Raw genomic sequence first — 25024 nt, 5'->3', positions numbered from 1 at the left:
GGAGGCGGCACTATGATGGCAAAACGACAGCAGCGGCAACTGAGCTTTTTAGATCGTGTAATTAGCGAAGCTGATACTGTTCTGCGCTCTTTGTCAGCGCGCAATCAAGTGCCTGCCCGCCCCTCACCTGCACAAGGGCATCGCGACACCCCCATGAGCGAAACAGAGCGCAAGCACGTGGCAGGCCTCATGCGCGTCAACCACACCGGTGAAGTGTGCGCCCAAGCGCTGTATCAAGGCCAAGCCTTAACCGCGAAACTCTCTGAAGTGCGCGGCGAAATGCGCGAAGCAGCCCGTGAAGAAGCTGACCATTTGGCTTGGTGCGAACAGCGTCTGCAAGAGCTGGGCAGTCGCGGCAGCTACCTAAACCCTGCTTGGTACGGCCTGTCCTTCATGCTAGGAGCGACCGCTGGTGCCATTGGCGATAAGTGGAGCTTAGGCTTTGTAGCTGCCACCGAGGAGCGGGTCTGCCAGCACTTGCGCAGCCATCTGAAGCAACTGCCAGAAGATGATCGCAAATCACGCCTCATCCTGCAGCAAATGCTCGAAGACGAAGAGCGTCATGGTGAAAACGCCTTATTAGCTGGCGGTGCTGAACTACCACCCGCGCTAAAAGACGCCATGACCCTGGTGTCTCAGCTCATGACAAAGAGCAGCTACTGGGTCTAAAGCCGCCTCTAGCGAACTCAGCTGGGCTCAAATTCCAGCACTTCATAGCTGTGGCTGATAGCGACGCCTCCAGCTCCGAGCATGATTGATGCCGAGCAGTATTTCTCGGCGGACAGCTCCACCGCTCGCTTAACTTGCGTCTCTTTCAGCTTCACACCCGACACCACAAAGTGCATGTGGATGCGAGTAAACACGGCCGGAATAGCATCCGCGCGCTCAGCTTCGAGCTCTACGCGACAGTCCACGACTTTCTGACGGGACTTTTTCAGCATGCTCATCACATCGTAGCTGGAACAACCACCAACACCCATCAGCAGCATCTCCATCGGCCGCGCGCCGAGATTGCGGCCCCCAAGATCCTCTGGGCCATCCATTACCACTGTGTGGCCACTGCCCGACTCACCCACAAACATAGCGCCGTCGGTCCACTTAACTGTTGCCTTCATGCCAATTGCTTATCCTAAGTTACCAGTAATATCAGGCGCGGCAGCTTAGCACAGCATTGCGACTTTACTTAAGTCTTGGCTAAGGTAGTATTGATCTGTGCTGTTGAATGTCGACAAAAGGGTATTGGTCAAGTGTTAAAGCCTCAAGTTGTGAACGCCATCCCGAATATTGAAGATTTTTTGACACATTGCCATCAGCGAAGCTACAAAGCCAAAAGCATCATCCTGCAAGAGGGTGGCAATTGTGACACGCTATACCTGATTCTAGACGGCTCTGTCTCAATTCAGGTGCACGACGAAGAGCACAGCGAGCAACTTCTTGTCGTCAGCTACCTCAATATTGGTGATTTTTTCGGTGAAATGGGCTTATTCGAAGATGGCCCTGAGGTTCGTAGCGCCGTAGTAACGGCCAAAAGCGACTGCATGGTAGCGGAAATTTCCTACCAGCGATTCCACCAAATTCGCAGCCAATTTCCCGATATTCTTTATTGCATAGCTCGGCAAATGGCCAATCGCTTGCGCCAAACCACCCACAAACTCAAAAACCTGGCCTTTGTGGATGTTTCGGGACGCATTGCCCATACCCTGCTCGACCTCAGCAAACAGCCCGACGCCATGACCCACCCTGATGGCATGCAAATCAAAATTACCCGCCAAGAACTTGGCAAAATTGTCGGCTGCTCACGGGAAATGGCCGGCCGCGTGCTCAAACTGCTGGAGCAAGATGGCCTCGTATCGGTCACTGGTAAAACGATGGTGGTCTACGGAACGCGCTAACAATCACGGGGCCGCCCTAGAACATAGGCAGGCCCCGACAAGCGTTTTACAGGCCGAACAACTCGCGCAGCTTTTCACCCGGTTCAGGAGCCCGCATAAAGGCCTCCCCAACCAAGAAGGCGTGAACTCCCTGCTCACGCATTAAGTCCACATCTGCAATCGTATGAATACCGCTTTCGGTGATAACGACACGATCATCTGGGATGTGCTGCAGCAAGTCTAAAGTCGTTTGCAGGCTAGTATCAAAACTGTGCAAGTCACGGTTGTTGATGCCGACCAGCGGCGTTGGCAACTCCAGAGCCCGCTCTAACTCGGCGCGATCATGCACCTCGACTAGCACATCTAGGCCATATTCCTGAGCCGTCTGGGATAGCTCATGCATCTGCGCATCTTCTAGCGCCGCGACAATCAACAATATCGCATCGGCACCAATAGCCCGTGCCTCAACGACCTGGTAGGGGTCAACCGTAAAATCTTTGCGAATAACCGGCAAATTCGTGGCTGCTCGAGCCTGCTGCAAATAGCTGTCCGCACCTTGAAAGAAATCGACATCCGTCAATACTGAAAGACAGGCGGCCCCGCCTTTCTCATAACTAGTGGCAATCTCAGGGGGCTGAAAGTTCTCGCGAATGACTCCCTTGCTCGGTGAGGCCTTTTTAATTTCGGCAATCACTGCCGCTTCGGCAGCCGCAACACGCTGGGAGAGCGCTGTCGCAAAACCCCGGGGTGCCGACTGTTCGCTAATGCGTGACTCAAGCTGTGCTAGTGATTCACGGCTGCGTCGCTGCCGCACTTCCTCAGCCTTGCGAGCCAGAATCTTACGCAAAATTGTGGGGGCCGAAGTGCTCATGTTGTCGCTCTCATCATCTGAGTGAAATCCACAAAGGACTTCAGTTTTTCTATCGCCTGTCCGCTAGCTAATAAGTCTTCAGCCAGAGCCACGCCCTCAGCCAGTGATACCGCCAACCCGGCAACGTAGATCGTAGCCCCAGCATTCAAGGCGATTAAATCAGCGGCCTTGCGCGCCTGCTCTGTATCTTTGCCCGACAAGGCGGCACGAATCAAATTGGCCGATTCCTCAGCGCTGCTCACGGCAAGGCCGTCTAAGCTCTGGCGCTTCATACCAAAGTCTTCTGGACTGATGTGGTACATCCTAACGCTTCCATCGCGCAGCTCAGCCACCTGGGTCGAGCTGGCGATCGAAATTTCATCCAAGCCATCATCGGCGTGCACTACCAGCGCATGGACATGTCCTAGCGCTTTGAGTACTTCAGCCAAAGGCTCACACAAGCCGGGGTTAAAGACCCCTAGGACTTGCCGCTTGACACCAGCGGGGTTGGTTAGAGGACCGAGAATGTTAAACAAAGTCCGCATGCCCAGTTCTTTACGTGGGCCAACTGCGTGGCGCATAGCGCTGTGATGGTTGGGCGCGAACATAAAGCCCATACCGATCTCCTTGATACAGCGAGCCAGCTGTACGGGGTCTAAGTCTAAGGGCACGCCTAGGGCTTCCAGCACATCGGAGCTGCCACTGGTACTTGAGACCGAGCGATTACCATGTTTAGCCACTTGTGCCCCGGCCGCTGCGACGACAAAAGTAGAGGCGGTAGACACGTTGAATAAATTCGCTCCATCACCGCCGGTACCCACCAAGTCGACTAGGTGCTCCCCCGAGACCTCTACCGGTATAGCGAGCTCTCGCATCACCCGAGCAGCTGCGGCTATCTCATCAATACTTTCGCTCTTCATCCGCAGCGCGACCAACATGCCGCCGATCTGGGCATCCGTAGCGCCGCCGGACATCACTTGCCGCATCACAGAGTCCATTTGCTCGGCAGTAATATCCAGTCCCTGCACCCAAAGCGGCAGCGCCTGTTCGATTTTCATCGTGTTGCCCCCTGTTCCAAAAAGTTTCTCAATAGATCGTGGCCATGGGCAGTGAGGATCGATTCTGGGTGAAACTGCACGCCCTCGACCACCAAGTCTTTATGGCGCAAGCCCATAATTTCATCGATCTCCCCGTCCTCGGTTTCGGTCCAGGCAGTAATCTCTAAGCAATCTGGCAAACTATCCCGCGCCACGACTAAGCTGTGGTAACGAGTTGCCTCAAAGGGCTGACTCAAACCGGCAAAGACCCCCTCACCGCGATGGTGAATTGGGGAGGTTTTACCGTGCATCACTCGGCGTGCACGGACCACTTTACCGCCAAATACTTGGCCAATGCTTTGGTGGCCCAGACAAATACCCAGCAGCGGCAACTTACCGGCATAAGCCTCAATGACCGCCATGGAAATACCCGCCTCATTGGGCGTACAGGGCCCTGGCGAGATCACAATGCGCTCAGGGTTTAGCGCAGCGATATCTGCCACAGTAATTTCATCGTTGCGGACGACCTTAACTTCCGCCCCGAGTTCGCCGAAATACTGCACCACGTTGTAGGTAAAAGAATCGTAGTTATCAATCATCAACAACATGTTCAGGCCTCCTGTTCCGGGTTCGCAGCTAGCACCATGGATGCCGCACGGAACATTGCCCGAGCTTTGTTGTGCGTTTCTTTCCATTCCAACTCAGGTAGCGAGTCGGCAACGACACCGCCACCGGCCTGCACGTAAAGCTGGCCATCTTTAATAACTGCTGTGCGAATCGCGATGGCGGTATCCATATCACCGGCCCACGAAATATATCCAATCGCTCCGCCGTAAACGCCGCGTTTAACCGGCTCCAGCTCGTCAATAATTTCCATCGCGCGAATTTTTGGCGCGCCACTTAAAGTACCCGCCGGCAAGGTGGCACGTAACACATCGATGGCGGAGCGCCCCGGCTGCAACTGTCCGGTCACATTGGAGACGATGTGCATCACATGCGAGTAGCGCTCCACCACCATTTTATCGGTGAGCTCGACACTGCCGGTTTTAGCAATGCGGCCGACATCATTGCGACCCAAGTCGATCAACATCAAGTGTTCGGCAATTTCTTTCGGGTCAGCGAGTAGCTCCGCCTCCATTGCCGCATCTTCCTCTTCACTGCGGCCGCGACGGCGGGTTCCAGCAATGGGTCGTACGGTGACTTCGCCGTGCTCTAAACGCGCCAAAATCTCCGGTGAGGAGCCGACGATATGAAAATCACCGAGATCGAGGAAGTACATATAAGGAGAAGGGTTGAGATTACGCAGGGCACGATAGAGGTTCAGCGGCGGCGCATTAAAAGGAATACTCATGCGCTGAGAGGGAACGACCTGCATCACATCGCCAGCCAGCACGTACTCTTTCACCTTTTCGACTGCTGCGGCGTAGCTCTCGTAGGTAAAATCAGAGCTCGCTTGTTGCTCTAATTGCTCATTGAGCGCGGCACCTAACTCAACCTGCGGCAAGGGCGGCATCGGCTGAGGGAGCTTCTCTACCAGCTCATGTAAGCGCGCCTTAGCCTTGCCCAAGGCATCTTCCACGCTGGGATCAGTATTCACAATCAGGCGAATGGTGCCGGCCAAATTGTCAAACACCAGCACCTCTTCCGACACCATCAGCAGAATATCCGGTGTGCCTAGCCGGTCTGGCGGGGTGCTAGCCTGTAGCTTTGGCTCCACGTAACGCACCGTATCGTAGCCAAAGTAACCCACTAAGCCACCGTGAAAGACTGGCAGCTCTGCCATCGGCGCACTGCGGTAACGCTGTTGGAAAGCTTCGGCAAATGCGAGTGGGTCAGCCACTTCCTGAGATTCCCTTAGCTCACCATCGACCCAGACCTCAGCGCGATAGCCAAAGACCTTGAGCAAGGTGCGACAAGGCAAACCAATGATTGAGTAGCGCCCCCATTTCTCACCGCCCTGAACGGACTCAAAGAAATAGGAATAGGGTCCCTCCGCCATCTTGCGGTAAGTGCTAACGGGGGTTTCAAGATCGGCCAGCACCTCAGTGCTAACGGGAATACGGTTATAGTCCTGCGCTGCCAGGGCGGCAAAAAACTCGGGTGTCATGGGTGTTCCTCGGAGAAAAAATGGGCGTAATCAGGTTGCGCGGAATTCCTGGCTACCATCGCCAGCAGGTAATTTCACGCATCGACCACAGGCCGACTCTGTTACGCAGTGCTGTGAACACAGCTATCTCCAAGGTTGGGAAGGCCCCTATTGTACATAGAGGCAATAGCTTGGCAACCGCCGAAGACACTGCGCTTAAACGCCAGCCAGCTGAGCGCGCATTTCAGCGATGACAGCGGCGTAGTCAGGCTGGTTAAAAATTGCCGAGCCAGCCACAAAAGTGTCCGCGCCCGCTGCAGCTATTTCGGCAATATTAGCTGGCGTTACCCCGCCGTCCACTTCCAGGCGAATATCCTGGCCTGAGGCATCGATCAAGGCACGCGCTTCACTGAGCTTATCCAAGGTTGCCGGAATAAAAGACTGTCCGCCAAAGCCTGGGTTTACCGACATCAGCAATATCATGTCGACTTTATCCATCACATAGCGCAATGCATCCAAGCCCATATGGGGATTAAACACTAGGCCACTCTTACAGCCGGCATCGCGAATCATCTGTAAGGAGCGGTCCACATGAGTTGAAGCATCGGGATGGAAGGTAATGTAAGTCGCACCAGCTTCGGCAAAATCACCGATCATACGATCCACTGGGCTGACCATCAGGTGCACATCAATCGGTGCCGTGACGCCATGATCGCGCAGCGCCTTACACACCATGGGGCCGATCGTTAAGTTGGGCACATAGTGATTATCCATCACATCAAAGTGCACAATATCGGCGCCGGCGGCTAGTACCCGGTCCACCTCTTCACCGAGACGGGCAAAGTTAGCGGACAAAATAGATGGGGCGATCAGGTATTCGGCCATGCTGTAGGCGCTCCGAGCGAATTAATGATGGCGTATTCTACCTGCTTCAGGGACGCAGTTCATCTGCACTGCACTCTACTTCGAGGCTGCTAAGGCTTCATTTAACTCAGCCAAGCGCTCGGGTGTGCCAATGTCCTGCCATGCGCCTTCATAAAACTCCCCAGCCAACCTGCCCCGCTGTATTGCTGCCATAAACAATGGCCGCAGCGCTGTTTTGGCTTCGCTCAGCTCAGCAAAAAACTCCGCAGAATACAGTCCGATACCAGAGAAGGTCAGGCCTATCCGCCCCTGGGGCCTCTCCTGTAACAAGCCTTGGTCGTCCAGCAGAAAGTCGCCCTGGGGATGTTGCGCAGGGTTTGCCACCATGACCAAATGCGCCCCGGCCCTTGCCAGACGTCTCTCGCACAGGCGCTCAAAGGGGTAGTCTGTCCAGATATCACCGTTGACCACCAAGAAGGGCTCATCGCCCAGTAAAGGCAGCGCCTGCACAATCCCGCCAGCGGTTTCCAGAGGCTCTGGCTCAGCAGAAAATTGGATCGATGCGCCCCACTGACTACCGTCGCCACAGTAGTCGATGATTTGCTGCCCCAGATGGGAGACATTAATCACCAGCTCTGAGATACCAGCTGCCACCAGACGCTCGATGTGGTATTCAAGCAAAGGCTTACCCGCCACCGGAAGTAAAGGCTTTGGGGTATGCTCAGTCAGCGGCCGCATCCGAGTGCCCAGCCCGGCGGCCAGAATCATCGCCTTCATAGCGCCACCGACCAGGGCTGGCGCGCCACGGCTGGGATAACACGCTCGCGCCACCAGTCATTGAACTCAGCCAGTACAGGCTCTTCAGCTGCATAAGCTGACAGCTGCTCCTCCACGTAGTGCAGCACCAAGGGCAGATCCTGCAAATAAGCCGCTTTACCATCGCGCAGGTAGAGCCGCGCAAAGGTGCCCAATACCTTTAAGTGACGCTGCAAGCCCATCAAATCAAAGTAGCGCAAAAACTCCTCATCCCCCATAGCATCAAGTAGTCCACTTGCCACCAGACGGTCGCGCTGGCCCAGCGCCCAGCCTCGCACCTGAGCTTTGGGCCAACGGATATAACAATCGCGCAACAATGACACCAGGTCATAGGTAATTGGGCCGATCACTGCATCCTGAAAATCAATCACCCCCAGCTGGCCATCCGGCTGTGGCATCAAGTTGCGGCTATGGAAATCCCGGTGCACCAAAACTTGCGGCTGAGCTTGAGCGCTACTCACCAATAATGTATTGACCTGCGCCAATAAGCCCCTGTCGGCAGGGCTCAACTCCAGCCCCAATAGCTGCACTAAAAACCACTCAGGCAAGCGACTGAGCTCTTCATTCAACAGCGCCCGGTCATAGTTCGGCACCACCGTGGCTGCTGCGATCTGGGCAATTTGCAGCAAGACCTCCCCAGCTTTGCTGTACCAAGCATCCACTGTCGCATCATTTAACAGCGGCAACAGCATCTGCCGACCAAGATCACCTAAGAGCAAATAACCACGCTCTATATCGTGGGCCAGTATCTGTGGTACGCAAATACCGCCTTTGGCGAGCAGCGCTTGAACAGCGATAAATTCAGCATTCTTCTCCGTGGCAGGCGGCGCCTGCATCACAATCAGGGAGCGATCTGCGCTGCGCAAACGAAAATAGCGCCGATTACTGGCATCGCCAGCCACTGGTTCCAAGCTACCCTCGGCCGAGCTAAGTTTCAGTTGACTCTTAGCCCAGGGCAGCAAGTCATCGGGGATGGGTTGTGGGTGCAAAAGGGGCTCCTTACAAGAAAACTCCAGACATCGCTGGGGGGATGCTTTATCATCGGTGTTTATACCAGAAATTGCACCCGAGCTTGATGACACCGGCACCTCAAACAACATCGCTGCCCGTCTTTCGTTTGCTTCCTCGCCGCCTTGCACTAGCCATCTGCATGGCCGCACCCTTGCTGACAGCAGCACAGGAGCAGGGAAACGAAGACTGTACAGCCAACCCCCGCTCCGCGGCTTGCGCCCCTCATGCCAGCGAAAGCGATGGCGGAGCAGGCAGTCCTCCCGTGGCTGAAGGCAAAGCTATCGCGCCAGCGAACTATCCACTGGACTGGGTACCCGCCAGCGAACTACCCAAAGCGCTTAGGGACGAAGAATGTGAAGCTTGTGGCGGACGTTATATCGACCCATTGGCCGATTCCGACACCGCTACCAAGCCAGAGCATTCTGACCTTAATGCCACAGCTCGCAGCAGCTCCCTACAGGGCGACGAAGTGTTCCTCCATGGCGGGGTTGCGGTCCAGCAGGGCTATCGGCGACTCCAGGGCCAAGAGGCCTACTTCAACCGCGGCGACAATACAGGCACCTTAAGTGGCGACATTACCCTGCGCGAGCCAGGTCTACTGCTCAAAGGGCAAGAGGGCAGCTTCTCCTCAGACACTGGTGAAGCCAGCATCAGTAATAGCCAGTTTGTGCTCCACCAACAGCATATCCACGGCGCCGCCCAAACACTGCGCCGCGATGATCAGGGCCTGCTTCACATTGAGCAGGGCAGCCTCAGCTACTGCGCACCCGGTGAAAACGACTGGAGCATTCACGCTAGCAGCATCGAGCTGGACCTAGAGGAAGGCCTTGGCACCGTACGCAACGCAAAAGTGAAAGTGGGCGAGGTGCCAGTACTTTACCTACCCTGGCTGCGCTTCCCTCTAGACGACCGCCGCCGTACCGGCTTCCTATGGCCCGACATCGGCAGCGACACCCGCGGCGGGGCCAATGTTGCCGTCCCCTTATACCTGAACCTAGCCCCCAACTACGACGCCCTGCTCACCCCGCGCTACATCCAAGAGCGCGGCTTCAACCAAGAGGCAAAACTGCGCTACTTCAGCCCAGAGGTCGGCTTTTGGTCCGCTGGTGGCGCCTTTATGGCCAGTGACAAACGCTTTAAAGATGAGCGCCCAGACCTTAACAGTCACGATCGCTGGCTAGGAAAAATCGAGCACAACGGTCTATTCCAGAAACGCTGGCGCTCTCATGTCGACTACAGTAAAGCCTCCGATGTCGACTACTTGAAAGACCTTGAGACATCCAATCTAGAGGTCAAACGTAAAACCAACCTGCTGCAACTTGGCTCCTTGGACTACCTCGGTGATAAGTGGCTGGTCGGCATGGATTTTCAGCAGTACCAATCGCTGGCAGACGACATTAACAACGACTACAAAAAGTTGCCGCAAATCACTGCGCAATACCGCGGCGACTACAACCCCTTTGAGTTTGAACCGATATTACTCGGCCAATACTCCTACTTTGACAGCAATGACGAGCGGCGGGTGACCGGACAGCGGATCTACACCGAAGCCGGCCTTACCTACCCCATGTTATGGGAATACGGCTTTTTCAAACCCACTGCCAAGTACCGTTTCTTGGAATATGAACTGACCAACGGCAGCCAGCAGATCTTTGATAACGACAGCCCCTCTGCCAGCTCGGCGCTCCTTAGCCTAGACGGCGGCCTGTATTTTGAGCGCCCCACCAAACTGGGTAATCTCGGCCTCCTCCAGACACTGGAGCCGCGCCTGTACTATCTCTACAGTGAGTATGAAAATCAGCAGGACCAGCCAGACTTTGACAGCGCCGAGCTGACCTTCAGCTACAACCAGCTGTTTCGAGAAACTCGCTTTTCAGGCCGGGACCGACTGGACGATGCAAACCAAGTCTCCATTGGTCTCACCACTCGCTACATCAGCGAGGACGATGGCCGCGAGCACCTCAATGCCAGCCTCGGTCAGATATTTTACCTAGAAGATCGCCGAATCCGCCTTGATCCACTGGATCAGACACTGGATCGCTCAGGCTCAGAGCTGGCCGCCGAAGTTAACTTCTACCCTAATGAGCGCCTGACCCTGCGCTCCAGCCTAGTGTGGGACCCCTACAGCGGCAACATGAACGCCGGCAACGTGCAGGCGGGCTACACTGCCAATGACGGCAGCGTATTCAACCTAGGCTACTCTTACCGCCGCCCGCTTACCTTCGCTACCCTGCAGCCGGTGACCGAGCAAGCCAGCGCGTCGGCTTACATACCACTGGGCAACCGCTGGGCCCTGTTTGGCGCGCTCAACTACAGCGTGGAAGCCAACACCAGCATAGAAGATATGGTCGGAGTGGAATATGATACTTGCTGCTGGCAGGTTCGACTGGTCCACTTGCGCTATTTTGATAACGTTTCAGGGGAAAACCCTAATTTCAACAGCCCCAACCTGGAACGGGAATACTCCACACAGGTCCAAATTGTTCTCAAGGGCATGGGCGGCTTCGGCAGCCGTGTGACCGGCCTGATGGAAGACATGATTCGAGGTTTTAAAGAACGTGAATACTAAGGCACAGAACATCCCCTTCTCTCGCATTGGCCAAGCACTGCGCAGTGGCCTACTGGTCTCTGCACTAGCTGCTGGCAGCCTGCTTGCCACTCCGCTCCATGCTGCCACCGAAATACTCGACCAAGTCGTCGCTATTGTGGATGACGATGTCATCATGGCCAGCGAGCTGCGCCAGCGCCTTGCCGGAGTCACCGAGAGCATTCAAGCCCGGGGCTTAGAGATGCCGCCTGAGGACACCCTCATCCGCGAAACTCTCGACCGCCTAATCCTCGAAAGCATCCAGCTACAGATGGGCCAGCGAGTGGGCGTGCGTATTTCAGATGACCAATTGGACGCCGCGGTACAGCGCATCGCTGCGCAAAACCGCATGACCGTCGACCAGTTTATCGACCGCCTCGAAGAGGAGGGTCAGTCTTATGCTTCGATGCGCGAGAACCTGCGCCACGAAATGATTCTGCAGCGGGTACAGGCCGGCAACGTCAGCCAGCGCATTCAGATTACCGAACAAGAAATTGAAAACTTCCTCGCTACCGAAGAAGGCCAAGCCCTGACCCAGCCTGAATACCGTATCGTTCACGCCCTGCTAGCAATATCCCCCAACGCTTCAAGCAAAGAAATTGCCGCGGCCGAAGCCCAGGTAAAACAAGTGCTACAGCAGATCCGCAATGGGCGCTCCTTCGACCAAGCCATCTCCAGCAGCACCGGGCCCTATCCCTTTACCGGTGGCGACCTCGGCTGGCGCAAGCTCAGCGACCTACCTTCTCTCTTTAGCGAAGTGGCCCCCTCTCTGTCAGAAGGCGAAACCTCAGCGCCGATTCGCAGCGCCAGCGGCATTCACTTGGTTAACATGAATGCCAAACGCGGCGGCGAACAGATTGTTGCTCAAACAAAAGTACGCCACATCCTGATCAAGCCCAGCGAAATCCTCAGCGATGAGAAAGCCCGCGCTTTAGCCGCCAAGCTGAAACAGCGCATTGAAAATGGTGAAGATTTTGCGGCCTTGGCTAGGGAGTACTCCAAAGATATCGGCTCTGCTCAGGAGGGCGGCGAACTCGGCTGGACCCAGCGCGGCCAAATGGTGCCCGAGTTTGAAGCGGCCATGGCCAAGACGGCGGTCAATCAAATCTCCGAGCCCGTGCGCAGTCAGTTTGGCTGGCACATATTGGAAGTGACCGACCGACGCGAGCAAGACATGACCCAAGAAGTCATCAAAAACAAAGTGGGCGAGCACCTGCATAACCGGAAGTACCAAGAAGAGCTAGACGCTTGGCTGCGTAAAATCCGGGATGAAGCCTTTGTTGATATCAAGTAATGCTCAACACCATAGCCATTACAACCGGCGAACCGGCCGGCATCGGCCCCGACATCACCCTGATGGCGGCCCAGCAGCCATGGGATGCCCAACTAGTCGCCATTGGTGACGCAGAGCTCCTGCGACAACGCGCCCAGCTGCTGCAACTGGATGTCAGCATTGAGGACTACCAGCCGGGACAGGCAGCCACCCGGCACCGCCCCAATCACCTAGCGGTATTACATACCCCGCTAGCTGAGCCGGTCACACCCGGCAAACTGAACAGCAACAACGCCCGCTACGTACTCAACACCCTAGATATTGCCATCGCCGGCTGCCTCGACGGCAGCTTCAGCGCCATGTGTACCGCGCCGGTACAAAAGTCCGTAATCAACGACGCCGGCATCCCCTTCAGCGGCCACACCGAATACTTAGCAGAAAAGACTGACACTGAGCATGTGGTCATGATGCTGGCGACTGAGAGCTTGCGTGTCGCACTAGCTACCACCCATCTGCCGCTATCAGCCGTACCGGCGGCTATTACCCAAGAGAGTCTAAGCCGCACTCTGCACATACTGCACAGCGATTTAACAAGCAAATTTGGCACCGCCAACCCCTGCATTGCAGTGCTTGGTCTCAACCCCCATGCCGGCGAAGGCGGCCACCTGGGCCGGGAAGAAATTGAAGTCATTGAGCCACTACTGCAGAAACTACGGGAACAAGGCCTTAATCTGATCGGCCCACTGCCCGCAGACACGGCTTTCAACCCAAGCATGCTGGAGCAAGCAGACGCATTTTTAGCCATGTACCACGATCAAGGGCTACCCGTACTGAAATATGCGGGCTTTGGCGAGGCCATTAACATCACCTTAGGCCTACCCATTGTGCGGACCTCGGTGGATCATGGGACGGCGCTGGATTTGGCGGGCGCATCCACCGCCTCTGATGATAGTTTACGCCAAGCTATTAACGGGGCCATTAAAATAATGTCGCACAATAATAGGATAAAAGGGAATGCAACTATTAATTAAAACGGTCCTGTCCAAGCATGTTAGAAATACCACCATCCGTTCTAAAATTTTTGCGGGAGATGCAGTTGAATTATCACATACTACTTCTTAAGCAAGTAAATAGCCCAATTATTAACCAATGACATAAAGGCTACGACCAAATCTATTAATCAGGTGTCGCCACATTATGAGCCACCTACAAAAAGTAACTAGCTACTTAAGCTACAACGCAAAATATATGCATAAATATGGAACTGGCAGTTAACTATGAAAGTTGCCGTCATCACGGGTCGCTACCCATCACACAACGCCCCTTACAATCATATGTTTGTGCACACACGCAACCAGCAATATGTCAAAACGGGTGTTTCTGTTAAAGTTTTTGTTCCCTCAGGGTCGGAGCATCGCTACCAAATAGACAACATTAAGGTACAACAACAGCCAGCAAACGAAATTGTTAAGGAAATAAGTGACGGCCAGTACGATGCAATATTCATTCACCTTCTCCATCACTCAATCAATCCCACAATAGATGGTGGGCCTATCTACGAATACGTAATAACCCACGACATACCCTGTTTATTTTTTATCCACGGCGTTGAAGTCCAAAAGCTATCACGTAGTCGACCTGGAGACATTAGGTTTTCTAAACCAAAATCTGTAGCTAGAGCAATCTACCGCGATCTCTGGGTACTTAATAGAACACGCAGAACAATCACTAAAATTATAAACGAAACCCGTAACACTAGATTTGTCTTTGTTTCAGAGTGGATACGTGAGGACGCCGAGAGAACCTTTGAACTAAATCTTAGGCAGCGCTCTGAAGTTATTCACAATGGCATAGACACCGAACTGTTCTATTTTCAAGATCGCTGGAAAGACAGACATAAACTATTGGCAATTCGCCCCCTTGTCCTTAGAGGAACTTATGCAGTGGATTTAGCTATTGACGCTATGTCTAAGGTAAAGGACAAAAATATAAGCTTGACTATTATAGGTAAAGGGCCAGAGAAAAAAGATATTCTCAACTACATCGCAAAACGCCGAGCAAGCAGTGTGATACATGTCACTGACAAATTTCTTGCCCACTCCGATATTCCCACAGCTCATAGCCATTATGGCATTTACTTTGCTGCTACAAGAATGGACTCACAAGGGGTATCAATGTGTGAAGCAATGGCATCGGGACTACCTGTAATATCTTTTAATACTTGCGCAATACCTGAGTTCGTTAATCATAACTCCAACGGACTGCTTCTCGAAAGAGAGAATAGCAATGCGATGCCAGTACTTATCGATGAACTACTTTCAAACAAAAATACATATTATCGCCTAGCCGAAGGAGGCCGCCACACAGCTGAAAGTATCGACATAAGACATACAACGGCACAAGAAATCGAACTTGCTAAATCAACTATTATCTCAGCAAAATATCACTAAAAATAATTAAGGATAGAAACGACCCCATCCGAAGTAACAAACTAATCTGCGGTTCTTACTTAGTATGGAAACTCTCTTACGGAAAGTGACTATGTAGGTACCCGCCACTGCCGAATCTTCTCTTTCAATAAAATCCAAAAAAACAAAGAATTAGTATAAAAATAACGCTTCCACATCCTGCTCGGCTCTTGAATTATTCGATATAACCATTCTAAGCCATTATTTTGCATCCAAAGAGGGGCTCGTTTAGTACGCCCAGCAACAATATCAAAAGTCCCACCAACCCCCATTACAAAATCCACACCGAGCGCCAGTTTCCACTTATTGATGAAATTTTCTTTTTTGGGAGAGGTGATCGCAACAAATAAAAGATTGGCGCCCGACTCTCGGATATTACTCACAACTGCTTCCTCATCATGCCAGAAGTATCCATGATGATAGCCAGCAACCCTCAATCGAGGATACTGGGATCGAACTTTATCATTTACAGCACTGACAACATCTTCTTCAGCACCAAGGAAGTAAACTGAAAACCCCTCTACCTCAGCCATGGTAAGCAAATGACCAAATAGATCTGCACCAGCAACCCGCTCAGGAACTTGATAACCCAAAAAGCGTGCTCCGAGTACAACCCCCATTCCATCAATATTGATTATATCGCAATCAATAACTGAGGATTTTAATACCGAGTCTTTACGCATATTAACCAGCTTCGCAACGTTTACTACCACATGCTGTGTAAATCGTTTCGCAGATAGCCTGTCACGAATAACTTTGACGGTTTCGTCCATCGTGGCAATATCCATAGGACAGTCAAATAATTCAATTCTTTTCATATTTACCACTAACCGCTAAAAGTTTGTTTGGGCAACAATTAATACTAATTAGAGAGGTGAGGCAGTACCTGAACTGCGTCCTAATAAAGAGAACCGGACCAAAAACACCCAAGGGAAAAAGTTGAAGTAATATTTAAGTTTCGATTTTTTCCATACTGGAACGGAAAAAAAGTAAAAAACCGATGATGGCAGCTATTAATGTGGAAACCATTGGACTATTCATTGCATGACCGGCTATCAAAGAGTGCGCAATATACAAGCCGAACATTAAGGCAAACACCCCAAATTCTACTTTTTTACTAGTAAAAAAATAGAAAACAGCAAGTAGTAGAAAGTAAAAGTAAAACAAAGTGAGAAGAATAGAAAACAGTACCCCATATTCGCCATACAGGTCGAACCAGTCCATCTCCACATACTTTTGCTTTCCCCACGCGAAGTTAGGCCACTGTTTAGCGACATTACTACGAAAAGAATAGGCCCCTTCTCCAAAAAAGTCATAGGCAATGGGCCTTTGGCTTGTATACTTGACTGCGCCATCAAGAAGATCTTTCCGATAGACGACCCCTTTAGCTGTTCGCTCCATTTTCATTTTTTGATATTCAGTTGCGCGGGGCTTGGCGGTACCGCGAGCCTTGGTAGTAGTAATAGGATCGGTGTTTATGTTCGAAACATTAGTATTTTTAGCTCCCGAAGGGAATAACGCCTCTGCTTCATTATGAAAAACATCATCAAGAAAACTAGGCACTATCGAAACGCCCGTCGCAAGACTATAAGAGTAAAATGTAGCAAACAGTGGGAAAATAATAATAAGAAAAAAAGTCTTGGGATAAATTCTTAAAGGCCTACCGCTCCTCTCAAAACTAGCGATTCGAGCGATCAAAACAACTAGTATAATTGCCATCATCACCACGACGGGAGCCGCCATCGCAGTCCGCGTACCCATACCGACCACACCAAGCATTGCTAAACAAAGCATTATTAGGCGAACAAAACTTGGCTTAACAAGATTGCCATACAGGGCTGCTGCCAAAGTTATCGCTGAAGATAAGCCGATGTCGTTTTGGGGTTTAAATAAACCTTTGAAGCCATAGGCATAGCTACCATAGGTGTCTTTGCCAATATCAAAGAAAGACTGAATTAGAAGAGAAATTCCGATGAGGTAGAAAGATATTTCAACATAAAACAAAAGTCGTTCAGCACTAACATCGTAGTGCTTAATTAAGGCCAGAAAAACTAAAACAACAAAAGGGCCATAAAGGACCCGCGCTGCAGCCTTAATATCAAATAGTAAACTATCAGGAAAATTTGGCGCTATTAACACACTCACCAAAAGCAAAATACAGAGTACGGCAAGAAAAATATTATATGAACTTAACCACAGTTTACTTTTTAATATCATAAAAATCGTTGCCACAACCAGCAAGCCACCTCTTGTAATCTCTCCTGGAGAGAAAAAAGTCTGCACGCCATATAGCTGCAACAGCCCATACGCTATATCTGATAGAAATAGGCCAGGTAACAATAAAAAAAGAATTACGGATGACTGCTTATGATGACTGTTTATGAACGCCAAATCTCCCCCCACAACTGCACTATCTGCGTTTTATTCATATTATTCTATACTTGTTATTATGTTTAGTTTTATCTATTTCATCAAAGCCGACTGCCACTCTTTGGAAACAATACTGTCGTTATAGTACGCAGTATTATTTTCATATCACTTAGAAGCCCCCAGTTTCGTATGTACTCGACATCTAGAGCCACGACATCATCAAAGTCGGTAATATCATTGCGCCCGCTAACTTGCCAAAGTCCTGTAATTCCAGGTTTTATACTAATGCGACGAAAATGATGGTCTTCGTAGCCAGCCACCTCATCCTTAGTTGGAGGACGCGTGCCCACTAAAGACATATCCCCTATCAACACATTCCAAAATTGTGGCACTTCATCAATACTATATTTTCTAAGAAAGCGCCCCACAGGTGTTATTCGAGGGTCGTCATCCATTTTGAATATATGCCCCTCATGAACATTGAATTGCGTAAGCTCAGCTTTACGTTCTTCGGCGTCAATATACATACTCCGAAACTTATATATCTTAAAATGACGGCCTGACTTCCCCACCCGTACTTGGCTAAAAAACACTGGACCCGGTGAGCTCAGCTTAATAGACAAAGCCACTATAGGCAGAATAAGAAACAAAATAGCAAGACCTACTAAAGCCCCCACAATGTCAACTAGCCTTTTTATTATCACCTGATCCGGATCTAGATTATAAGGTGCAAGTAATACAGCGGGAACTTTAGCTATATTGCTAAAATACTGCCCATAGTAACCCTGTAGTTCATCATAGTTTGATGCCACCCTGATAGGAATTCCTAATTTCTCAATACCTGCTATCAGCTTATCAACCTGACCATCATAATTAGCTGCTCGCGGATATATAATATAGACTTCGTCAATAATCGACTTACGGATTTTATTTACTAAAGATTTAACACTTTCATCTCGTATATCTAAGCTTAAAACAGCTCGAACTCCCCACTCCTTATTACCTGCAATACTAGCAGCTACACTTTCAAACTTGCTTCCAAAACCAAGCATAGCAACACGTATATTCATTCCCCCATTGCGCAAGTAGCGTTCAAATAGTTTCTTCACGAGGATTTTTTCTAGCAATACAAAAAGTGTCGCCAGCGAAAAGTAATAACCGAAAACAAGCCGGCTATATTCCGCCGTTTTTGTAAGGTAGAGTATAGTCGAGCAAATGAGCCCAGACATAATAAAAGCCAAGAGCGTAGAAACAGATATCCTAGATAAACTCTGATATCGAAATCCCGTCAAGACCCGGTAGCGCAGTAGCAAAATTAAAGTTATCGGTGCAGAAAAATAGCAAAGCCAAATGAACTCAGTAACGCCCTGAAAGCTGCCAAAACGAGCCCAATAAGCTATATAAAATGCACTTGTTATCAAGCCCACATCTAGCAGTGCTATAAAAAACTTTACCAAGTCAGATGACTGCTTACGCCACATTCTGTCTAGTAACCTCTTTCACTGCGTGCCTCATGTTCTATAATGCCGCCTGTCTTGTGCATTCGCTAAAGCAGCATAAGTCAACAATATCTATTTCTCAGATGATGTATTTATTTGATTTGCCGATCTGATAACCTAATAAGGAGGCCATGCACTGTAATCGAGAGCAAGTAAATTATTGATGGCAGAACATACAAAACGGTTCTATTAAACGTCGTGTAGTCTTTTAGCTGTAATGAATAGTGAGTAAAGCTGTAAATAAATGCCAAAAAGAGAACTACGAAGCCCACAACAAGCTGCGCATTGTTAGGTCTCAAATCTCTCATTAAGATTGCCGCAAAAACCATGACTACCACTACTAGATAAAAGGTTATATTCCAATTCAACATGCCAAACAATGTCGCTATTGCTGCCTCTCCCACATCGTCAAAACCAAGCCTTATAGCTCCGATCTTAGAGACTGATATTGTAGACAGGTCCAATTGAAACGTCCCGAGACTAGGCACAACGAACTTTACACCTAAAATAAGCGCTACTAAAAAGGCACTAAAAGAAAAAGCAACTACCGTAAGCTCCTTCAACAGCCGAGGCTTAAAAACTGCCCTAGCCAACCCTGCTATCACTATCAAGCCTAAAACTATTCCCGGCTTTTTCACCGTCCCACAAACAATACACCACATGATACACAAGACGAGCCATCGAACCTCACCGGTATCCTCAAAGGCCCCCAGAGAAAATAACGCCAAGCTAAAGACGGCAGCCATCCAGATGTCTGCATAACCTGCCAGTGCACTATGCACATTCACAAATGGTGTATTGACCAGCATGTAAACAGCTACAACAGCTAGAAATGGGCCCACCCCTTTGACACGTAAATACCCATAAAGGGAAAAGCCTAAAGCAATTGGTGCCAAAACCCAAGGCACAAGTATCGCAGGGCTAGAATCTGACTGCCCTGCCATCATCATCCACCAATAAAGAAGTGGCACTGACTCCGGATATGTTGAGGAGGAATAGTTACCTAGCGTGTAAACTATTTCATTGCTTATATTTAGCCAAGAACTGGGGCTTACAAAAGTTGATATCTCACCATTGTGAAACCAAACAACAGCTTTTGGCGCCCAATTCATCCATGCATCCCAAGGATAAAGAGGCCGCTCTAGCACTTCTATTAAAATTGTTCCATAACGCAGGGCTATCAACCCAATTAATATCACGATTATGGCCTTCTCTCCACCACTAACCTTTACCGTCGTGTTTACCTCAGACTTGTCATTGAAGGACTTTTGTAATGGTATTAAAGCAGCTCCACCTAAAGCTACTAGAAAAGCCACAACAGTATAAAAATCAACTGACCAATTTAAGCCATCAAGCAATCTAAGGATTGCAGTAACCAAAAAGACACCCAAAAAATATCCATGCCCTAGGGTTAGGTAGCAATTATTTGCTTTACTCGATGCCAACAACCTCGCCATCAACAAAGAACCAATAAGCCAAGGCAATAAAAGCGCAACTAGAGGATACACACTAGGCATAGAATCACTTCTAATAGATCATGCGTTAATAATAAGAAATCGGGCGTCAGCACTTTGCCACCTACCACACTCAAGGATAAAGGCACAAAAATATAGCTCGTTGCTTAAGCAGGAAGCATACCAAAAGGACCATCGAAGCGTTATAATTTGCTCACATATATTATTAATACCGCTTATAATTGAATGCACATGCGCCTCATTTTACTCCTTGCAGCTGGCCTATTATTTTCGACCAAAACATGGGCCACATCACCCCATTTACTTGCAGATCCCTACCCGCTCGTTTCTGGAAATGTTAAAAAGTTTCAGAGCCAGACGCTCGATAAGAATGAAGTGCCACAACTGAATTATAATGGCCAGTTGATTTACTACCCAATCCAAATCACTCAAACAGCGCTAGAGTACTACAAGAACTATTTCAAAACGGGCAATGAAATTAGTAAAAAAAGATTTAATGAGTTGCTCGAATGGCTAGTTGATAATTTCGAGGTGCGCAATGGCATCGGAGGCTGGTGGACCAAGGACCCATTAACAGGCTCAGACTATGTATTACCACAGCAATGGCTCTCAGCCATGAGTCAGGGCTTTGGACTGTCTGTTATGATCGAAGCGCACTCACTCACTGGTGACACTAAGTATTTAGAGATGGCCAAACAAATCCTTACTTCGCTCAACAGAAATATATCTGCTGGGGGAGTTTTAACAGACTGGGCTGGGGAAATCTGGTTTGATGAGTATCCATCTACTCCAGAAAGACACGTACTTAACGGTCATATTTTTGCGATTGCTGGTCTATGGGACTACGCTAAATATACGAAAGACGAAGAGGCATTACAGCTTTTTAATAAATCAACAGTATCGCTTTCAAAGCTAATTACTAGCTTTGATGCCGGCTTCAATAGCTTTTACAGCCAATCCAACCATCCCGAAATAAGGCATGGGATTGCCTCTGCTACCGGAGGTAAATATCATCACCTACATATAGCTCAATTACTTTGGCTATATGAATCAACACAGGAACCTATATTTCTATCAACCGCTAACCGTTATCTTGCCCAGGATTTTGGTGACTCCAAGGTCTACGGCATACCCAATAAGTTTGAATCGATAAGTGCAAATCACTCCATTGAACCAGTTAAACACGGCCCAGACAATCTAAATGACGGCAACTGGACTTATGGAACTTACTGGAGCACGAATAAATTTCCAGCTGTTCTAGACATACAGTTACGACGCAAGGCTGAAAATCTAACTGAGCTTGTCCTTGTGACAACAGGGCAAAAACTGCTCGAAAAGAGCTTATTAATTGAGATCAAAAACAATAACAACTGGATACCTGCACCCCACCGAATTAAAAGCCGCACAAATTTTGCAACTCGTCACTTCAAATCATTAGTACATATAATAGAACTTGCCGAGCCGCACAATAGTATAGATGGAGCTAGAATAACTTTTCAAAAACCGGAAGACGCAGATATCATTGCATTACGTGAAATAAATTTACACTACGACATGTCACTAGAGCTCAAATTGCTTACCAATACCTTGTGCTATTCGACATGCAACTCATCTAAATAGCGCGTACCGCAATCAATGCCCATAATTTCAAATCACACGCTAGCCTTTCACTACCATGCTTAAACCGCATTGGCTCTCTTCGATTGCAGGCGTACTTTTTGCTGCTGTTATTAGTTTTTTAACCAGCCTGCTTCTTATACCGCATCTTTACAAGCTACACTCAAATATTGACTTTACCAACCTATCTACCTCTACCAATAATCCTGCAAATATATTCGTTGATCGATTTAGGGTAGTTATCGGCAAACCAACACCGACAGCAAAGGGCAACAGTCTGGATAAGCTTGATGATGGTCGAGGACTAATTATTAGTTATTCAAACTTTAACGCAGATAATTACCCAGTTGTAGCACTTAATATACACGGTGCACACTCGGGAGTTACCACTTACTTAGTTTGGAAGCTAAGAGGAGGCAATCAAAAATTAAATTACACAAAGATAAACCCGAGCCTCATTGGCACAACATACGTAGACCTGTCTGATAATCAAGAGTGGAACGGCATAATTACTGAAGTTGGCCTAGATGTGTATGGAGACCTTAGAGATCAAACACTGTCAATAAAAGATATCAGAGCTGAAGCACCCACAACCCTCAATGTTTTACGTGTTTTAAGAAGCGAGTGGCTCAGCTTTAAACCCTGGAACCACTCTTCAATAAATAGCTTGAAGTGGTTGACCAAATCTCAACTTAATTCACCTACTGTATTCACTGCCTTGTGGGCCCTTACAGCGTTTGTCTACCTACTAATTCTGCCTATTCGTGTTGTGCCTACACATTATATTTTTCTATTAATAATTCCTTGGGCGGCTCTAGACTTAGTTTGGCAACTGCAACTTACTTATCAAGCGCGTCAAACCTATAGCCAATACTCTGGCCTCAGCTATAAGGAAAAGCGTTATAGCGAGAGTGATTCAGCTCTTTACAAATACTCCGAGCGTATTAAAAATAAAATATCTTTTCAAAAAGAAGATAGGCTTTTTATTGTTCACAACTCTAAAGGGCATAATTATCAACGCCTTAAACTTCAGTACTATCTTCTACCAACAAATATATTTAATCTCGGCAATCAAATACCCGTTGGTCGTCACGCTAAAATTGGTGACTACATTCTTGTGCTTGGAGAACATAGTTCGATTGAATATTCCAAATCTAATAAATTTCTTAAACAAGAAAATCGAGAACTTAAGGCCACTATAGTGGACAGCGATGAGCTAGGTACACTTTATCGCATACATTAATCTATTTTTACTGCGAAGCTATTTTCTATTAATAGGTAGAAAAGCATAATGAAGCATTTCACACTACACAACTAAATTTTTTTTATATTTTTTATTAACTTAAATATATAAAGTAGAAGACATAAATATTTTTTTTCAAACTTTAACTGTATACGTAGGCTTTCTGTTAGTGTACCAAGATAATCAGAACTACTCACACCACCCAAATTAAATCTACCTACTACATCGTCAATTACTTTAATATTTGCACCTGGAGTATTTGCAATCTTAAGCATAAAGAGCTGATCAGCCGCAATCGGAAAAGAGCTTGAGTAATAACCTAGTGAATTGTGCAGTTCCTTTTTGAAGATAGTAGAAACTGAGTGAGCTGAAAAGTATTTAAACTGCTTATTTATTAAAGAGCTCCCTCCTCTAACACCCATTATTTTTTTACCAAAATAAAGCTTTGCAGTTACGGCATCAGGGTGATCTGAAATAGAGGCAGAAAATTTTTCTACCGCATTAATAAATAGCTCATCATCCGAACCTACAACTAAATAATAGTTGTATCTTGATGCTTTGATACCTTTATTAATAGCATCATAAATACCAAAATCACTTTCCGAGATAATCTTATATTGCACATTAGTTAGCCCCTTAACAATATCTAGAGTCGAATCACTGGATTTATTATCAACAATAATCCACTCAAATGACTTATTCGTTTGCGAGTTTATCGAATTAACAAGTCTTTTTATGCTTCGCTCAGAATTATATGTCGCAGTGATAATACTTATCATAAGAACAACTTAATTAGCACTTTTTACTTTTTATGACATCGATCATAACATCTTATAAAATTACGGTAATCTTTTATTTAATATTATAATCGGAGCAGCTCTTCGTTTTTACAAAACCAGTCATAGGTTTTCTGTAAACCTTCTTTTAATTCAATACTCGGAATCCAACCTAAACCTGTAAGACGACTCACATCCATTAGTTTACGAGGAGCTCCATCAGGCTTTGTGGAGTCATAGACAATATCACCATGGAATCCTGTTATCTCTGATAAAATTTCAGCTAACTCTTTTATAGAATAATCAATACCCGTTCCGACATTAATATGAGATAACATAGGTTTAGTATTTTTTTTATAAATCGACTCTTTTACATTCATGATATAGACACCAGCAGAAGCCATATCATTGACGTGAAGAAATTCACGTCTAGGCATCCCCGTCCCCCAGACAATAACCTCTTTAATATTACTTTTTGCCGCTTCATGAAAACGTCGAATAAGGGCAGGTATCACATGACTATTCACAGGGTGAAAGTTATCATTTTCACCATATAAATTCGTAGGCATTACACTTCGATAATCCCTGCCATATTGCCTGTTATAACTTTCGCAGAGCTTTATCCCTGCAATTTTAGCAATGGCATAAGGCTCGTTAGTTGGCTCTAAACCTCCTGTCAGCAAAGCCTCTTCGACAATTGGCTGATCCGCAAGTACTGGATAAATACATGAAGAACCTAAAAACAGCAGTTTTTGTACATCATTCATGTGAGCAGCATGGATGACATTTGCCTCAATCATTAGATTTTCATAAATGAACTCCGCGGGATAGGTATTATTTGCGTGTATTCCACCTACTTTTGCTGCCGCTAAATACACCTGATCAAAGTGATGTTGGTTAAAAAAATCTACAACAGCTTCCTGACAAGTTAAATCAAGCTCCTCACGATCAGCAGTAACCAAGACATTAGCTGAATTCTTATACAATTCTTTTGTCAAAGCAGAGCCAACCATACCATGATGACCTGCGACGAAGATTTTCACACTCATCGTACATTTATCCAATCAAACACATAGCCGAACATTAGGCAGTAATCTCAACTTCTCACCTGCCATTATGATCGCAGGGAGTTGCTCCCATCAATTACAGTTCAGGCCTCTCAGGCATAATTACCTGTACTT

General features: G+C 48.2%; 22 protein-coding genes. 8 read left to right on the top strand and 14 right to left on the bottom strand.

Translation table 11 applies throughout. The features are described 5' to 3' along the window. Window positions 1-12: 12 nt before the first annotated feature. Complete coding sequence (gene coq7, locus H2508_RS13270; protein WP_235965344.1) at window positions 13-669, top strand: 2-polyprenyl-3-methyl-6-methoxy-1,4-benzoquinone monooxygenase; 657 nt, start codon at window positions 13-15, stop codon at window positions 667-669. Between the two features lie 17 nt (window positions 670-686). Here the strand turns inward: coq7 and H2508_RS13265 are convergent, their stop codons facing one another. Next, entirely contained in the window at window positions 687-1115 is a 429-nt protein-coding gene (locus tag H2508_RS13265; RefSeq protein WP_182174647.1) for an OsmC family protein, read from the bottom strand. Window positions 1116-1247: 132 nt separating this feature from the next. Between H2508_RS13265 and crp the strand changes: the two genes are divergently transcribed. Continuing rightward, window positions 1248-1892 carry a cAMP-activated global transcriptional regulator CRP gene (crp, locus tag H2508_RS13260; RefSeq protein ID WP_182174644.1) on the top strand — a complete coding sequence of 215 codons (645 nt, stop codon included), beginning with the start codon at window positions 1248-1250 and terminating at the stop codon, window positions 1890-1892. A gap of 46 nt (window positions 1893-1938) precedes the next feature. Here the strand turns inward: crp and trpC are convergent, their stop codons facing one another. From trpC to H2508_RS13225, 7 genes are all read right to left on the bottom strand, one after another. Continuing rightward, the gene (gene trpC, locus H2508_RS13255) at window positions 1939-2742 is read right to left on the bottom strand and encodes an indole-3-glycerol phosphate synthase TrpC (RefSeq protein WP_182174641.1); all 804 of its coding nucleotides are present in this window, start codon (window positions 2740-2742) and stop codon (window positions 1939-1941) included. After that, window positions 2739-3779, bottom strand: a complete 1041-nt coding sequence (gene trpD, locus H2508_RS13250) for an anthranilate phosphoribosyltransferase (protein ID WP_182174638.1) — start codon at window positions 3777-3779, stop codon at window positions 2739-2741. Before trpD ends, trpC begins: the two co-directional genes overlap by 4 nt. Next, window positions 3776-4366: an anthranilate synthase component II gene (locus H2508_RS13245; protein WP_182174635.1), complete on the bottom strand. Its 591-nt coding sequence runs from the start codon at window positions 4364-4366 to the stop codon at window positions 3776-3778. The genes trpD and H2508_RS13245 overlap by 4 nt, the downstream gene beginning before the upstream one ends. 2 nt (window positions 4367-4368) lie before the next feature. Further along, window positions 4369-5865 (bottom strand): anthranilate synthase component I, encoded by a 1497-nt coding sequence (gene trpE / locus H2508_RS13240; RefSeq protein ID WP_182174632.1) that lies wholly within the window; start codon window positions 5863-5865, stop codon window positions 4369-4371. 195 nt (window positions 5866-6060) lie between these two features. Continuing rightward, window positions 6061-6729, bottom strand: a complete 669-nt coding sequence (gene rpe, locus H2508_RS13235) for a ribulose-phosphate 3-epimerase (RefSeq protein WP_182174629.1) — start codon at window positions 6727-6729, stop codon at window positions 6061-6063. A 75-nt stretch (window positions 6730-6804) separates the two neighbouring features. Further along, entirely contained in the window at window positions 6805-7485 is a 681-nt protein-coding gene (gene murU, locus H2508_RS13230) for an N-acetylmuramate alpha-1-phosphate uridylyltransferase MurU (protein WP_182174626.1), read from the bottom strand. Further along, complete coding sequence (locus tag H2508_RS13225; protein WP_182174623.1) at window positions 7482-8513, bottom strand: aminoglycoside phosphotransferase family protein; 1032 nt, start codon at window positions 8511-8513, stop codon at window positions 7482-7484. Before H2508_RS13225 ends, murU begins: the two co-directional genes overlap by 4 nt. Before the next feature lie 161 nt (window positions 8514-8674). Between H2508_RS13225 and H2508_RS13220 the strand changes: the two genes are divergently transcribed. From H2508_RS13220 to H2508_RS13205, 4 genes are all read left to right on the top strand, one after another. Beyond that, complete coding sequence (locus tag H2508_RS13220; protein ID WP_182174620.1) at window positions 8675-11104, top strand: LPS-assembly protein LptD; 2430 nt, start codon at window positions 8675-8677, stop codon at window positions 11102-11104. Next, window positions 11094-12416: a peptidylprolyl isomerase gene (locus H2508_RS13215; RefSeq protein ID WP_328799375.1), complete on the top strand. Its 1323-nt coding sequence runs from the start codon at window positions 11094-11096 to the stop codon at window positions 12414-12416. Before H2508_RS13220 ends, H2508_RS13215 begins: the two co-directional genes overlap by 11 nt. After that, window positions 12416-13426, top strand: a complete 1011-nt coding sequence (pdxA, locus tag H2508_RS13210) for a 4-hydroxythreonine-4-phosphate dehydrogenase PdxA (RefSeq protein WP_182174617.1) — start codon at window positions 12416-12418, stop codon at window positions 13424-13426. Before H2508_RS13215 ends, pdxA begins: the two co-directional genes overlap by 1 nt. Window positions 13427-13672: 246 nt before the next feature. Next, entirely contained in the window at window positions 13673-14845 is a 1173-nt protein-coding gene (locus tag H2508_RS13205) for a glycosyltransferase family 4 protein (protein WP_182174614.1), read from the top strand. Window positions 14846-14934: 89 nt separating this feature from the next. Here the strand turns inward: H2508_RS13205 and H2508_RS13200 are convergent, their stop codons facing one another. The 4 genes from H2508_RS13200 to H2508_RS13185 all read right to left on the bottom strand — a co-directional run bounded on the left by H2508_RS13200 (window position 14935) and on the right by H2508_RS13185 (window position 20249). Further along, window positions 14935-15681, bottom strand: coding sequence for a WecB/TagA/CpsF family glycosyltransferase (locus tag H2508_RS13200; RefSeq protein WP_182174611.1), 747 nt, complete (start codon window positions 15679-15681; stop codon window positions 14935-14937). 133 nt (window positions 15682-15814) lie between these two features. Continuing rightward, complete coding sequence (locus tag H2508_RS13195; protein WP_182174608.1) at window positions 15815-17146, bottom strand: O-antigen ligase family protein; 1332 nt, start codon at window positions 17144-17146, stop codon at window positions 15815-15817. Between the two features lie 188 nt (window positions 17147-17334). Next, window positions 17335-18714, bottom strand: a complete 1380-nt coding sequence (locus H2508_RS13190; protein WP_182174605.1) for a sugar transferase — start codon at window positions 18712-18714, stop codon at window positions 17335-17337. A 110-nt stretch (window positions 18715-18824) separates the two neighbouring features. Continuing rightward, entirely contained in the window at window positions 18825-20249 is a 1425-nt protein-coding gene (locus H2508_RS13185) for a hypothetical protein (protein ID WP_182174603.1), read from the bottom strand. Between the two features lie 189 nt (window positions 20250-20438). Here H2508_RS13185 and H2508_RS13180 point away from each other — a divergent pair, with 189 nt between their 5' ends. Together H2508_RS13180 and H2508_RS13175 are read left to right on the top strand one after the other, a co-directional pair. Next, window positions 20439-21827, top strand: coding sequence for a D-glucuronyl C5-epimerase family protein (locus H2508_RS13180; protein ID WP_182174590.1), 1389 nt, complete (start codon window positions 20439-20441; stop codon window positions 21825-21827). A gap of 55 nt (window positions 21828-21882) precedes the next feature. Then, window positions 21883-23067 carry a hypothetical protein gene (locus H2508_RS13175; RefSeq protein ID WP_182174587.1) on the top strand — a complete coding sequence of 395 codons (1185 nt, stop codon included), beginning with the start codon at window positions 21883-21885 and terminating at the stop codon, window positions 23065-23067. A gap of 71 nt (window positions 23068-23138) precedes the next feature. Here the strand turns inward: H2508_RS13175 and H2508_RS13170 are convergent, their stop codons facing one another. Next, a complete protein-coding gene (locus H2508_RS13170) occupies window positions 23139-23846 on the bottom strand; it encodes a glycosyltransferase (protein WP_182174584.1) in 708 nt (235 codons plus the stop codon). An 83-nt stretch (window positions 23847-23929) separates the two neighbouring features. Beyond that, window positions 23930-24892, bottom strand: a complete 963-nt coding sequence (fcl, locus tag H2508_RS13165; RefSeq protein ID WP_182174581.1) for a GDP-L-fucose synthase — start codon at window positions 24890-24892, stop codon at window positions 23930-23932. Window positions 24893-25024: the final 132 nt, after the last annotated feature.

This window comes from Sediminihaliea albiluteola (genome assembly GCF_014077625.1).
In the GTDB taxonomy this organism is placed as follows: Bacteria; Pseudomonadota; Gammaproteobacteria; order Pseudomonadales; family Halieaceae; genus Sediminihaliea; species Sediminihaliea albiluteola.
The sequence above is the reverse complement of the archived record's forward strand: the minus strand, read 5'-3'. Positions and strand labels throughout refer to the sequence as shown.

Coding starts and splice junctions, on each gene's coding strand:
- H2508_RS13180 (WP_182174590.1), top strand. CDS start 20,439: ATGCGCCTCATTTTACTCCTTGCAGCTGGCCTATTATTTTCGACCAAA.
- trpD (WP_182174638.1), bottom strand. CDS start 3,779: ATGAAAATCGAACAGGCGCTGCCGCTTTGGGTGCAGGGACTGGATATT.
- H2508_RS13200 (WP_182174611.1), bottom strand. CDS start 15,681: ATGAAAAGAATTGAATTATTTGACTGTCCTATGGATATTGCCACGATG.
- H2508_RS13245 (WP_182174635.1), bottom strand. CDS start 4,366: ATGTTGTTGATGATTGATAACTACGATTCTTTTACCTACAACGTGGTG.
- H2508_RS13190 (WP_182174605.1), bottom strand. CDS start 18,714: ATGTGGCGTAAGCAGTCATCTGACTTGGTAAAGTTTTTTATAGCACTG.
- H2508_RS13170 (WP_182174584.1), bottom strand. CDS start 23,846: ATGATAAGTATTATCACTGCGACATATAATTCTGAGCGAAGCATAAAA.
- trpE (WP_182174632.1), bottom strand. CDS start 5,865: ATGACACCCGAGTTTTTTGCCGCCCTGGCAGCGCAGGACTATAACCGT.
- trpC (WP_182174641.1), bottom strand. CDS start 2,742: ATGAGCACTTCGGCCCCCACAATTTTGCGTAAGATTCTGGCTCGCAAG.
- pdxA (WP_182174617.1), top strand. CDS start 12,416: ATGCTCAACACCATAGCCATTACAACCGGCGAACCGGCCGGCATCGGC.
- rpe (WP_182174629.1), bottom strand. CDS start 6,729: ATGGCCGAATACCTGATCGCCCCATCTATTTTGTCCGCTAACTTTGCC.
- coq7 (WP_235965344.1), top strand. CDS start 13: ATGATGGCAAAACGACAGCAGCGGCAACTGAGCTTTTTAGATCGTGTA.
- H2508_RS13220 (WP_182174620.1), top strand. CDS start 8,675: ATGGCCGCACCCTTGCTGACAGCAGCACAGGAGCAGGGAAACGAAGAC.
- H2508_RS13175 (WP_182174587.1), top strand. CDS start 21,883: ATGCTTAAACCGCATTGGCTCTCTTCGATTGCAGGCGTACTTTTTGCT.
- murU (WP_182174626.1), bottom strand. CDS start 7,485: ATGAAGGCGATGATTCTGGCCGCCGGGCTGGGCACTCGGATGCGGCCG.
- fcl (WP_182174581.1), bottom strand. CDS start 24,892: ATGAGTGTGAAAATCTTCGTCGCAGGTCATCATGGTATGGTTGGCTCT.
- H2508_RS13265 (WP_182174647.1), bottom strand. CDS start 1,115: ATGAAGGCAACAGTTAAGTGGACCGACGGCGCTATGTTTGTGGGTGAG.
- H2508_RS13185 (WP_182174603.1), bottom strand. CDS start 20,249: ATGCCTAGTGTGTATCCTCTAGTTGCGCTTTTATTGCCTTGGCTTATT.
- H2508_RS13205 (WP_182174614.1), top strand. CDS start 13,673: ATGAAAGTTGCCGTCATCACGGGTCGCTACCCATCACACAACGCCCCT.